At 69.7% G+C, this 10,802-nt stretch carries 14 protein-coding genes; 12 read left to right on the forward strand and 2 right to left on the reverse strand.

The window, feature by feature from the left end; all coding sequences use genetic code 11:
* Positions 1 to 82: 82 nt before the first annotated feature.
* The 7 genes from DLJ49_RS18200 to DLJ49_RS18230 all read left to right on the forward strand — a co-directional run bounded on the left by DLJ49_RS18200 (position 83) and on the right by DLJ49_RS18230 (position 4,962).
* Positions 83 to 619 (forward strand): crossover junction endodeoxyribonuclease RuvC, encoded by a 537-nt coding sequence (locus DLJ49_RS18200; protein WP_115394957.1) that lies wholly within the window; start codon positions 83 to 85, stop codon positions 617 to 619.
* Positions 616 to 813, forward strand: a complete 198-nt coding sequence (locus DLJ49_RS18205) for a hypothetical protein (RefSeq protein ID WP_115394958.1) — start codon at positions 616 to 618, stop codon at positions 811 to 813. The genes DLJ49_RS18200 and DLJ49_RS18205 overlap by 4 nt, the downstream gene beginning before the upstream one ends.
* Complete coding sequence (locus DLJ49_RS18210) at positions 810 to 1,238, forward strand: DUF6362 family protein (RefSeq protein ID WP_115394959.1); 429 nt, start codon at positions 810 to 812, stop codon at positions 1,236 to 1,238. Before DLJ49_RS18205 ends, DLJ49_RS18210 begins: the two co-directional genes overlap by 4 nt.
* Positions 1,239 to 1,660: 422 nt before the next feature.
* A complete protein-coding gene (locus DLJ49_RS18215) occupies positions 1,661 to 2,998 on the forward strand; it encodes a site-specific DNA-methyltransferase (RefSeq protein WP_115394960.1) in 1,338 nt (445 codons plus the stop codon).
* A gap of 13 nt (positions 2,999 to 3,011) precedes the next feature.
* On the forward strand, positions 3,012 to 4,025 hold the full coding sequence (locus DLJ49_RS18220) for a DNA cytosine methyltransferase (RefSeq protein WP_233489232.1): 1,014 nt from the start codon (positions 3,012 to 3,014) through the stop codon (positions 4,023 to 4,025).
* Between the two features lie 9 nt (positions 4,026 to 4,034).
* Positions 4,035 to 4,304, forward strand: a complete 270-nt coding sequence (locus DLJ49_RS18225) for a DUF7220 family protein (protein WP_115394962.1) — start codon at positions 4,035 to 4,037, stop codon at positions 4,302 to 4,304.
* A gap of 28 nt (positions 4,305 to 4,332) precedes the next feature.
* Positions 4,333 to 4,962, forward strand: a complete 630-nt coding sequence (locus DLJ49_RS18230; RefSeq protein ID WP_115394963.1) for a class I SAM-dependent methyltransferase — start codon at positions 4,333 to 4,335, stop codon at positions 4,960 to 4,962.
* A 58-nt stretch (positions 4,963 to 5,020) separates the two neighbouring features.
* On the opposite strand, the gene DLJ49_RS18235 is transcribed toward DLJ49_RS18230, so the two are convergent.
* Together DLJ49_RS18235 and DLJ49_RS18240 are read right to left on the reverse strand one after the other, a co-directional pair.
* On the reverse strand, positions 5,021 to 5,608 hold the full coding sequence (locus DLJ49_RS18235) for a DUF3489 domain-containing protein (protein ID WP_115394964.1): 588 nt from the start codon (positions 5,606 to 5,608) through the stop codon (positions 5,021 to 5,023).
* A 94-nt stretch (positions 5,609 to 5,702) separates the two neighbouring features.
* On the reverse strand, positions 5,703 to 5,975 hold the full coding sequence (locus DLJ49_RS18240; RefSeq protein ID WP_115394965.1) for a hypothetical protein: 273 nt from the start codon (positions 5,973 to 5,975) through the stop codon (positions 5,703 to 5,705).
* 110 nt (positions 5,976 to 6,085) lie between these two features.
* Here DLJ49_RS18240 and DLJ49_RS18245 point away from each other — a divergent pair, with 110 nt between their 5' ends.
* From DLJ49_RS18245 to DLJ49_RS18265, 5 genes are all read left to right on the forward strand, one after another.
* Positions 6,086 to 6,643 carry a hypothetical protein gene (locus tag DLJ49_RS18245; RefSeq protein WP_115394966.1) on the forward strand — a complete coding sequence of 186 codons (558 nt, stop codon included), beginning with the start codon at positions 6,086 to 6,088 and terminating at the stop codon, positions 6,641 to 6,643.
* Positions 6,594 to 8,588 (forward strand): phage terminase large subunit family protein, encoded by a 1,995-nt coding sequence (locus tag DLJ49_RS18250; protein ID WP_115394967.1) that lies wholly within the window; start codon positions 6,594 to 6,596, stop codon positions 8,586 to 8,588. The genes DLJ49_RS18245 and DLJ49_RS18250 overlap by 50 nt, the downstream gene beginning before the upstream one ends.
* Positions 8,588 to 8,794 (forward strand): phage head-tail joining protein, encoded by a 207-nt coding sequence (locus DLJ49_RS18255; RefSeq protein ID WP_008887551.1) that lies wholly within the window; start codon positions 8,588 to 8,590, stop codon positions 8,792 to 8,794. The genes DLJ49_RS18250 and DLJ49_RS18255 overlap by 1 nt, the downstream gene beginning before the upstream one ends.
* Positions 8,794 to 10,305 carry a phage portal protein gene (locus DLJ49_RS18260; protein WP_199533425.1) on the forward strand — a complete coding sequence of 504 codons (1,512 nt, stop codon included), beginning with the start codon at positions 8,794 to 8,796 and terminating at the stop codon, positions 10,303 to 10,305. Before DLJ49_RS18255 ends, DLJ49_RS18260 begins: the two co-directional genes overlap by 1 nt.
* A gap of 13 nt (positions 10,306 to 10,318) precedes the next feature.
* The coding region (locus DLJ49_RS18265) for an HK97 family phage prohead protease (RefSeq protein WP_199533426.1) at positions 10,319 to 10,802 on the forward strand (484 nt) is incomplete at its 3' end.

The following is a 10,802-nucleotide window of genomic DNA, read 5'->3' on the forward strand; positions in this document are numbered from 1 at the left end:
CGACGACGGCGGCCCCATACCGCCAAGCACCAGGCCGCCGTCGTCTTCCACCCGAGCAGCCAACCAGAAGAGGAGACCACCCATGGCTGACCTGACTCTCGCCACCTCCGCTCGCGAGGCAATCCCCGATCTGCCTGTCGCGCACCGCGCCGATCGCACCTTGCTCGCGCTCGATCTCGGCACCACCACGGGGTGGGCCCTGCATGGCGCCGATGGGCTGATCACCTCCGGCACGGTGTCCTTCCGTACCGGTCGCTTCGATGGCGGCGGCATGCGGTATCTGCGCTTCACGAACTGGCTAGCCGAGCTGGACCGGCTCTCCGGGCCCATCGCCGCGATCTGGTTCGAGGAGGTCCGCCGCCACGCTGGCACGGACGCCGCGCATGTCTACGGCGGGCTCATGGCGACGCTGACCTCGTGGGCAGAGCTGCGCTGCGTGCCCTACGAGGGCGTCCCGGTGGGCACGATCAAGCGCTTCGCTACCGGCAAGGGCAACGCGAACAAGGATGCCATGATCGCCGCTGCCCGGGCCCGCGGGTTCAGCCCGGCCGACGACAACGAGGCCGATGCCATCGCCATCCTGTTCTGGGCGCTGGAGACCAAGGGAGGCGTCCAATGAGGTGGCATCCCAAGGGCTACGGCGGCCATCGCCGCGACCCCGAACAGGTCAAGCGCGAAGGCTGGAAAGAGCAAGGCGTTCTGGCAGTTTCGCTTGACGACAAGAGACTTACTTGGCCTGAGCGGGAGCTGGTACGGCAACTCGGCGAGCGTCTTTACGGCGCCCGCCCCTCGGAACAGGAGGTGCAGCGATGACGGACTGGACCCCGGCAATGGTCGAGGAGCGGCTCGCCGTGGCGGCCCTCGTGCTGAAGCGGATGCCCGAGCCGCGGCGGCAGGGATACTTCAGCACGTGGCCCGAGATCGTCCACAGCTTCGGCGACAAGGTCGGCCAGGAACCGAAACCGATGCGCGTGCTGCCCTCGCCGCAGGATATCAGCCGGATGGAAGAGACCCTGACCTGGACGGCCTGTCTCGAGCCGCTCGACGGCAAGATCGTCTGGATGAAGGCGCACGGCGAGCGCTGGAAGGAGATCTGCTGGGCGGTCGGTCTGCGGCGCTCGGCGGCGCATCAGCACTGGCAATACGGGCTCTCGGTGATCGCGCTGACCCTCAACCGGCGGTCGTTCAATCGCAGCCTGTCAAAGCGCAAGGTGATCGCGCTGGCCACTGGCGCGTAAGCCCATGGGCGCAATAGGAAAGTGTCCGGCGGACAGTTTTCGCTAAGACAAAATCGGCTCTCCCGGGTTAGAAAACGGATATACTCGGGAGATGCGCGCGCGGGACGGACCGCGCATGTGGACTCCCGGATCCAGCGCGGTATCCAGCCGGCGCCGATGCCGCCAAACCATTGAAGTCAATGGTTCCTTCCTGGCGACTACGTATGCTGGCGGGCTTGGCGCGGTATTTCGCCAGCGACAGGGCCGGATTTTTGGGAAGCCACCCGGAATCCGTAGCCACCCGCCTCCTGCGCGAACACCAATGAACGCTGGCCTGCGGGCCGGATACCCTGGATGCCGCTGGACCCCGCTTGGAGTCCAGAGCGGCATCCGGCGTCCGGAGTCCGGCCGGCATCCACCTCAGCGACGGAAAACACTCGCCCATGACCCTCGCCTTCGCCCCCGAGCGGATCGAGACCTGGCCGCTTTCGCGCCTGCAGCCCTACGCGAAGAACGCGAAGGTGCACGGGGCCGACCAGGTCGCGAAGATCGCCGCCAGCATGGCCGAGTTCGGCTGGACCGTGCCCTGCCTCGTGGGCGAGGACGGAGAACTGATTGCGGGCCACGGGCGGGTGCTGGCGGCGACACAGCTCGGGCTGACCGAGGCGCCGGTCATCGTGCTCGGGCATCTGACCGAGGCACAGCGCCGGGCTTACCGGATCGCGGACAACAAGCTGACGGAACTCGGCAGCTGGGACGAGGCGCTGCTCTCGGCCGAGCTGCAGGACCTGCTGGCGCACGATTACGATCTGTCGCTGGTCGGCTTCTCCGACGGCGAACTCGACAAGCTGCTGGCCTTCGATCCGGACGGGGGCGGTGAAGAAGAGCGCGGCGCCGGGGGCTCGGTGCCTCCGGTGACCATCCCGGAGCCGCCGCGCAACCCGGCGACGCGGACGGGCGACCTGTGGATCCTCGGTGATCATCGCCTGCTCTGCGGGGACAGCACCAGCGAGACGGATGTCCGCCGCCTGATGAACGGCGAGCGCGCCGTGCTGTTCGCGACCGACCCGCCATATCTCGTCGACTACGACGGCTCCAACCACCCGACGCGAAACAAGGACTGGTCGGCATCCTACGGCACCACCTGGGACGACAGTTCGCAGGGTGCCGAGCTTTACGACGGCTTCATCGCTGCGGCCGTGGCCGAGGCGATCACCGAAGACGCCGCCTGGTACTGCTGGCACGCCTCCCGCCGCCAGGCGATGCTCGAGGCCTGCTGGGAGAAGGCGGGCGCCTTCGTCCATCAACAGATCATCTGGGTGAAGGAGCGCGGGGTTCTGACCCGGTCTCACTACCTCTGGAAACACGAGCCCTGCTTCATGGGCTGGCGCCGTCCGAACCGTCCGCCGAAGGTGGCCGAGGAAACGCTGCCTTCGACGTGGGAGATGCCGTCCTTCGCCAAGGACGAGCGGCCCGACCACCCGACGCCGAAACCGCTCGACGCCTTCGGGATCCCGATGCGCCAGCATGTCGCCCGCGGCGGGCTCTGCTACGAGCCGTTCTCTGGCTCCGGTTCGCAGATCATGGCGGGCGAGGCCAACGGCCGGCGCGTCTTCGCGATGGAGATCAGCCCGGCCTATGTCGACGTCGCCGTCGAGCGCTGGCAGGCAGAGACCGGCAAGGACGCGATCCTCGACGGTGACGGCCGGACCTTCGCCGAGGTGAAGGCCGAGCGGCTGGGCGAGACCCCGGCCGCGGCCGAGGGGGCCCACGCGGCCTGACGACGTGGATGGCGTGGCTCTACCTTCCTCCGGACGCGCTTCCGGAGCCGGCGACACGTGCCTCTTCGGCCTCTCGCTCTGCTCCGGCGCCGGCGGGCTCGACCTCGGGCTGCACCTCGCATGCCCCGGATATCGTGCTGTGGGTCATGTCGAGCGGGACGCCTACGCCGCGGCCATCCTCGTGGCGCGGATGGAAGACGCGGCCCTGGATCGCGCGCCTGTCTGGGACGACGTTGCCACCTTCGACGGCGGCCCGTGGCGCGGCGCGGTGGACATCGTCACTGCGGGCTATCCGTGCCAGCCGTTCTCCGTCGCTGGCAAGCGCAGGGGCGCGGACGACCCGCGCCACCTCTGGCCGCATGTTGCCCGCATCATCGGCGAGGTCGACCCGCCATTCGTCTTCCTCGAGAATGTCTCCCATCATCTCCGCCTCGGCTTCCCCGAAGTCGCCAGCGGACTGGTCGGCATGGGCTACCGCATTGCGGCAGGCCTCTTCACGGCGGCGGAAGTCGGCGCGCCCCACAAGCGCGAGCGGCTCTTCATCCTCGCCCACCGCGAGCGCGACCACCTGGCCGACCCCGCGCGCCTGCTCGGGGACGCGCTCGAGTGGCGGGAACCGCACGGAGATGCTGCGGCTCTGGCCGACGCCGCTGGCGGGCGACAGCAAGGGGACGCGGAACCGGACGAGCAATCGCAGCGAGACGGCGCGCCCACGCAACGATGGGACGACGCTCTGCGATGCGACGCGGCTCTGGATGACGCCTACGGCGCGAGATCACAAGGACGGGGCGACGAGCCTCGCGAACACGCCGGTGAACGGGCTGCTTGGCCGCCAGGTCCTGGTGACGCCGACGGCTGGCGGCAGTTCCTGCGACAGGCCCCGAACCTTGAACCCGCTGTTCGTCGAGGCGCTGATGGGCTGGCCCACCGGGTGGACCGGCTTCGGCTCTGTGGCAACGGAGTGGTCCCGCTGGTCGCGGCGCATGCGCTCCGAACTCTCGCAGCTCAACTGCTGGCCGATCAATGAGGACGTGGCATGAAGCAGAGCCGGGCCATGTCGCTGGTAGAGGCCATCGCCAACGTGGCGGTCGGCTACGGAGTCGCGGTCGTGACGCAGATCCTGATCTTTCCGATCTTCGGGCTGCACACGACGCTCGCGCAGAACCTGAAGATGGGCGCGGTGTTCACGGTGGTGAGCATCGCGCGCTCCTTCGCCCTGCGGCGGCTGTTCGAGGCGATCCGGGTGCGTGGCTCCGGATCGGCGATAGCCGGAATCATGGTGTCACGCGGTGAACGGATGAAATAGGCTTACCCCACGAGGAGGAACCGAACAGATGGCGGGCGGACAGGAGCATTGGGACGGGGTCTATGGCGCGAGGTCGGAAGACGAACTGACCTGGTTCGAGGCCACGCCCGCTCTGTCGCTCGAACTCGTCCGTGCGCACATTCATCCGGATGAGCCGTTCATCGACATCGGCGCCGGCGCATCGCGCCTCGTCGATGTCCTGCTCGAAGAGGGTTTTGGCCCTCTGACCGTGTTGGACCTGTCGGACGCCGCACTGGCGGTCAGCCGGCAGCGTCTCGGCGCTCGGGGCGACGACGTTGCCTGGATCGAGGCGGACATCACGAGGTGGGAGCCAGATAGGACCTACGCCGTCTGGCACGACCGTGCGGTGTTCCACTTTCTGACCGCGGCCGAGGACCGTGCCGGTTACGCCCGCGCGCTGTCGGCTGCCCTGCGCCCGGGTGGGATCGCGATCATCGCGACCTTCGCGGACGATGGACCGGAGAAATGCTCGGGCCTGCCCGTGGTGCGCTATGCGCCCGAGGCGCTGGGGCAGGAACTCGAAAGGCTGCTGCCGGGCCGGTTCGAGACGCTGGACGCACGACGCCACATGCACATCACGCCGAAGGGCAACCGTCAAAGCTTCCAGTACAGCGTCTTCCGGAAGACGGATGGGTGAGACGTGAGCCGCCGCCCCATGCGGGACGGCGGCATCGGATCCGTCGTGGCGTGCGGCGTCAGTCGCGCTGCAGGCTGTACACCCGACCGCGGCCCTCGACCTTCTCCGAGGTGACTTCGAGCCCGAGCTTCTTCTTGAGCGCGCCGGCGAAGGCGCCTCGGACCGTGTGCGGCTGCCATCCGGTTTCGGCGACGATCTCGTCGATGGTCGCGCCGCCGTCGGCGCGTAGCATCTCGATCAGCTTCGCCTGCTTCGTGCCCGTGCGGGGTGTGCGCGCCTTGGGCGCGGGATCGGCCTCGGCAGGAGCGTCCTGCGGGTCCTCCGCGCTCGGCGCTGCGTCGGCGCCCGTGGGCGCGCTGTCGCCGCCCTCCGGCTCAATGCCGATGGCGGCGAGGCCCGCGTCCGTGATGTGCAGGAGGAGTGCTTGGCCGTCCTCGTCGTTGCGCCAGATGCGGTTGAGCGCGGCGTCGGCCTTGGTCTGGCTGTCGGTGATGGTCTCGGCGATCAGCCCGCGGGAGAGGAGCGCGCCGACCACCTTGGCGGCGGCGCCACCGCGGAGCGAGCCGGGCAGCGGCAGGATGTTGCGGTCCTCGCGCTGCGCGGCGGCGCTGAGGATCACGAGTTGGGTGTCGGAAAGCTTAGTCATCTGGGGTCTCCGGTCTCGGGCCCGCGACATGCGGCGCCTTCTACGACCCCGAGCCGCGCAGGGCGCGCGGCGGGAGTTCCGGCAGTGCCGGAGATCAGCGGGCGTGCTCGCCTTCGCCGAAAGCGCTGTCGGTGATGCGCTTCAAGAGGCTGGCGTAGTGTTCGAGGGTGCCGACCATCGCCCAGCCCACCTCGTCGGGGTGGCAGTTGAAATGGTCGTCGCTGAGGGTCTGCAGCCGGGCGAGCATCTCGTCGATCTCGGCCTTCTTGCCGATGAAGGCGTTCAGCGCGGCTTCCTTGTTCCGGCGCGCCTTCTCGGCGCGGGCCTCAAAGCGCGGGGTCGTGATCGGGTTCAGGCGGGTTGTCATCGTGGTGGCTCCGGGTGAGTTGCATCGTCCTTCTGGAGGCACGTTCCCTCTGTCCGCCTCGCTTATCAACCCGATAAGAAGCTGACTTTGAATGATAATCGGGGCTGGCGATGCAGGGCATGAGCGAGCGCCAGTACGCCGCCCATGTCGGGCTGTCGCGCGGCGCGATCCAGAAGGCGAAGGCCGCCGGTCGGCTCGTCCTGCACGAGGATGGCAGCATCGACGCCGCAGCCTCGGACCGGCTGCGGGTGGAAGCGACCGACCCGTCCAAGACCCGGAAGGCGCCAGCGGCGAAGCTCAAGCCGGTGCCCGAGGCGGCGGTCTCGGCGGTCGGCGACACGCTGCGGGAACAGGGCATGGCCGCGCCGGTCACCGGCGGCGGCACGACCTTCCTGCAGGCGAAGACAGCGCATGAGGTGCTGAAGGCGCAGGAGCGGCGCATCCGGCTCGCCAAGCTGAAGGGCGAGCTCGTCGATCGCGACCGCGCCACGGCGCTGGTCTTCCGGCTCGCGCGCGAGGAACGCGACGCGTGGGTCAACTGGCCGGCGCGGGTGGCTGCGCTGATGGCGGCGGAGTTGGGAACGGAGACGGCGGCCATGCAGAAGGTTCTGGAGGCCCATGTCCGCGCCCATCTCGAGGAACTCGCCCAGCCGCGGATCGCTCTCTGAGGATATCGCGGGCTTCGACGGCGCGGAGGCGCTGCTCCGGGCCTGGGGCCGCGGGCTCACGCCAGATCCGTGGCTGACCGTCTCGGAATGGTCGGACACGCATCGCTGGCTGAGCTCACGCGCGAGCGCCGAGCCCGGCCGCTACCGCACCGAGCGCACGCCCTACATGCGCGCCATCATGGACGCGCTGTCGCCCGGCGACCCGACCCAGCGGGTCGTGTTCATGAAGGCCGCGCAGGTCGGCGCGACGGAGGCCGGCAACAACTGGATCGGCTTCGTGATCCACCATGCGCCGGGGCCGATGCTCGCGGTCCAGCCGACGGTGGAGCTGGCCAAGCGCAACTCGCGCCAGCGGATCGACCCGCTGATCGAGGAGAGCCCGGCGCTGAAGGAGCGCGTCCGCCCGGCGCGAGCGCGCGACAGCGGCAACACGCAGCTGTCGAAGGATTTCCCCGGCGGCGTGCTGGTGATGACCGGCGCAAACTCGGCGGTGGGGCTGCGCTCGATGCCCGCGCGCTACGTCTTCCTCGACGAGGTCGACGCCTATCCGGCCTCGGCCGACGAGGAAGGCGACCCGGTCGGGCTCGCCGAGGCGCGCTCGCTGACCTTCGCGCACCGGCGCAAGGTGTTCCTCGTCTCGACGCCGACGATCCGCGGTGTGAGCCGGATCGAGCGGGAATACGAGGCGAGCGACCAGCGGCGGTTCTTCGTGCCGTGCCCGCATTGCGGCGCGATGCAGTGGCTGCGGTTCGAGCGGCTGCGCTGGGAAAAGGGCAAACCGGAGACGGCGGCGTACCATTGCGATGCCTGCGACGAGCCCATCGAAGAACACCACAAGCCGGCGATGCTGGCTGCGGGCGAATGGCGCGCGACCGCCGAGCCTCGCGATGCGCGGACGGTGGGGTTTCATCTCTCGGCGCTCTATTCGCCGCCGGGGTGGAAGAGCTGGGCCGACATCGCGCGCGACAAGGAGACGGCGACGGGATCGGACGAGGCAGAACGCGTGTTCCGCAACACGGTGCTCGGCGAGACCTGGATCGAGACCGGCGACGCGCCGGACTGGCAGCGGATCGCCGAACGGCGCGAGAACTGGCCCGCCGGCACCGTGCCGGACAAGGGTCTGTTCCTGACCGCCGGCGCCGACGTGCAGAAGGACCGGATCGAGGTCGATGTCTGGGCCTGGGGCCGCGGGCTCGAAAGCTGGCTTGTCGATCATGTGGTGATCGAGGGCGGCCCGGCACGGCCCGAGGCTTGGGAAGCGCTGACCGACCTGCTCGGCCGCAGCTGGCGTCATGCTGGTGGCGCGGAGCTGGGGTTGGCGCGGCTCGCCATCGACACGGGCTATGAGACGGCAGCCGTTTATGGCTGGGCCCGCTCGGTTGGCTTTGCGCAGGTGGCGCCGGTCAAGGGGCTCGAGGGCTTCAACCGGGCGAGCCCGGTGTCGGGACCGACCTTCGTCGACGCCACCGCGGGCGGCAAACGCCTGCGCCGCGGCGCGCGGCTCTGGACCGTGGCCACATCAACCTTCAAGGCCGAGACCTACCGCTTCCTGCGGCTGGCGCGGCCGACGGCGGAGGAACTGGAGGACGGCGCGGCGTTTTCGCCCGGCACGGTGCATCTGCCCGGCTGGGCCGACACCGAGTGGATCCGGCAGCTGACGGCCGAGCAGCTGGTGACGGTGCGCAACCGCCGGGGCTTCGCCAAGCTCGAATGGCAGAAGCTGCGCGAGCGCAACGAGGCGCTGGACTGCCGGGTCTACGCCCGCGCCGCCGCCTGGATTGCGGGCGCCGATCGCTGGCCCGAGGCGACATGGGCCGATCTCGAAGCGCAACTCGGCGTGCCAAGCGGGATGGACAGCCCGGCCGGCCTGATCGGGCGGCCCGATGCCGGCACGCAAGGCAAACGCCGTTCCGACTGGCTCGGGCGGCGGGAAGGATGGTTCTGATGGCGGACTGGACGGAAGCTGAACTGGCGGCGCTCCGGCGCGCCTATGCGAGCGGCACGACGCGCGTGAGCTACGACGGGAAGACCGTCGACTATGGCTCGGCCGAGGACCTGCTCGGGCGCATCCGGACCATCGAGCGCCAGATTGCCGGGACCACGGCTCGGCCCATCGCGGGCTTCGCCGGCTTTTCGCGCGGGGATCGCTGATGGTCTCCTGGCTCGACAGGGCCATCGCGAGCGTCGCTCCGCGCACCGCCACGCGCCGCGTGCTGGCGCGGCAAGCCTTCGAGGGGCTCGCACGTTCCTACGAGGGAGCGGCCCGCGGACGACGGACGGACGGCTGGCACGCGCCGGGATCCTCGGCCGATGCCGAGATCGGCCGGGCCGGAGCGCTGCTGCGCGACCGGATGCGGGACCTGGTGCGCAACAACCCGCATGCGGCCAAGGCCGTCTCGGTGCTCGTCAACAACATCGTCGGCGCCGGGATCATGCCGCGTGCCGCAAGCGGCGACGCCGCGCTCGATCGCGAGGTGGACCGGCTCTTCGAGATCTGGGCGCGCGGCTGCGACGCCGACGGTCAGCTCGACTTCTACGGGCTGCAGACGCTCGCCTGTCGCGAGATGGTGGAGGCCGGCGAGGTGCTGGTGCGCCGCCGCCCACGGCGCCCCGGCGACGGCGTGATGCCGCCCGTCCAGCTGCAGCTGCTCGAGGCAGACTTCCTCGACGCCACCCGCAACGGCGCGCTCGGCGCGGGCCAGGCGGTGCAAGGGATCGAGTTCGACGCGCTCGGCCGGCGGCGGGCCTACTGGCTCTTCGGCGCGCATCCGGGCGACGCCAACCTCAGCCTGACGGGCGGGCTCAACAGCCGCGCGGTGCCGGCCAGCGAGATCGCCCATGTCTACGAGAAGCAGCGCACGCAGGCGCGCGGCGTCCCCTGGGGCGCGCCAGTGATCCGGGCCCTGCGCGATCTCGACGACTACGAGGTGGCCGAGATCGTCCGCAAGAAGACCGAGGCCTGCGTCACCGCCATCGTCTTCGGAGACGAGGAGGCGCAGCAGGGCATTGCGCCCGCGGTGGTCGATGCCGACGGCAACCGGGTCGAGCAGTTCGAGCCGGGGCTCATCGCCTATGCCCGCGGCGGAAAGGACATCCGGTTCAACCAGCCGTCGGCCACGGGCGGCTATGGCGAGTACAAGCGGGCGAGCCTGCACACGATCTCGGCCGGGTTTCGCGTGCCTTACGAGCTGCTGACGGGAGACCTGTCCCAGGTGAACTACTCGTCGATCCGCGCCGGGCTCGTGGAGTTCCGCCGGATGATCGACGCAGTGCAGAGGCAGCTCTTCATCCCGATGTTCTGCGCCCCCGTGTGGCGGTGGTTCACGGAGGCCGCATGGGCGGCGGGGCGCATCCCGACGCCCAACGTTCCGGTGGAATGGTCGCCGCCGAAGTTCGAGGCGGTCGATCCGCAGAAGGACGCGATGGCCGACCTGCTGGCCATCCGCTCCGGCACCATGACGCTGGCCGAGGCCATCGCCCGGCAGGGTCGCAATCCCGACGCGGTGCTGGCCGAAATCGCGACCACGAACGCCAAGCTCGACGAACTGGGCCTCGTGCTCGACAGCGACCCGCGCCGGGTCACCAAGACCGGCAGCGCGCAATCCACTGCGCCGGCCGATCCCGCGACCGATCCGGATGATCCGGAAACGGACGCGGCCTGACGAGGATCCACACATGGAGCAGACGATCGAACTGCCGGCGTTCCGCCGGTCGGCGGAGCTGCGGCCTGCCAGCATCGACCCGGAGACGCGCAGCGTCGAGGTGATCTGGTCGACCGGCGCCCGGGTTCGGCGCGCCGCGCTTTTCGGCGAGCCGCATGACGAGGAGCTGAGCATGGCGCCAGAGCATGTGCGGCTCGAACGGCTGAATGCGGGCGCGCCGTTCCTGAAGGTGCACGAGGCGCACGATCTCGACGCGGTGATCGGCTCGGTCGTGCCGGGCTCGGCCCGGATCGAGAACGGTCAGGGCATCGCCCGCATCCGGCTCTCCGAGCGCGACGCTGTCGGCGACATCTGGCGCGACATCGAGGCTGGGCACATCCGCGCGGTCTCCATCGGCTACCAGGTCCACCGCTTCGAGATCTCCAAGCCCGAGGGCCAGCGCGAGCTCTGGCGCGCGGTCGACTGGACCCCGTTCGAGATCTCCGCCGTGCCCGTGG

This window comes from Rhodovulum sp. 12E13 (assembly GCF_003340565.1).
GTDB lineage: Bacteria > Pseudomonadota > Alphaproteobacteria > Rhodobacterales > Rhodobacteraceae > HLUCCA09.

Coding starts and splice junctions, on each gene's coding strand:
- DLJ49_RS18200 (WP_115394957.1), top strand. CDS start 83: ATGGCTGACCTGACTCTCGCCACCTCCGCTCGCGAGGCAATCCCCGAT.
- DLJ49_RS18235 (WP_115394964.1), bottom strand. CDS start 5,608: ATGACTAAGCTTTCCGACACCCAACTCGTGATCCTCAGCGCCGCCGCG.
- DLJ49_RS18230 (WP_115394963.1), top strand. CDS start 4,333: ATGGCGGGCGGACAGGAGCATTGGGACGGGGTCTATGGCGCGAGGTCG.
- DLJ49_RS18260 (WP_199533425.1), top strand. CDS start 8,794: ATGGTCTCCTGGCTCGACAGGGCCATCGCGAGCGTCGCTCCGCGCACC.
- DLJ49_RS18210 (WP_115394959.1), top strand. CDS start 810: ATGACGGACTGGACCCCGGCAATGGTCGAGGAGCGGCTCGCCGTGGCG.
- DLJ49_RS18215 (WP_115394960.1), top strand. CDS start 1,661: ATGACCCTCGCCTTCGCCCCCGAGCGGATCGAGACCTGGCCGCTTTCG.
- DLJ49_RS18245 (WP_115394966.1), top strand. CDS start 6,086: ATGCAGGGCATGAGCGAGCGCCAGTACGCCGCCCATGTCGGGCTGTCG.
- DLJ49_RS18255 (WP_008887551.1), top strand. CDS start 8,588: ATGGCGGACTGGACGGAAGCTGAACTGGCGGCGCTCCGGCGCGCCTAT.
- DLJ49_RS18250 (WP_115394967.1), top strand. CDS start 6,594: ATGTCCGCGCCCATCTCGAGGAACTCGCCCAGCCGCGGATCGCTCTCT.
- DLJ49_RS18205 (WP_115394958.1), top strand. CDS start 616: ATGAGGTGGCATCCCAAGGGCTACGGCGGCCATCGCCGCGACCCCGAA.
- DLJ49_RS18240 (WP_115394965.1), bottom strand. CDS start 5,975: ATGACAACCCGCCTGAACCCGATCACGACCCCGCGCTTTGAGGCCCGC.
- DLJ49_RS18225 (WP_115394962.1), top strand. CDS start 4,035: ATGAAGCAGAGCCGGGCCATGTCGCTGGTAGAGGCCATCGCCAACGTG.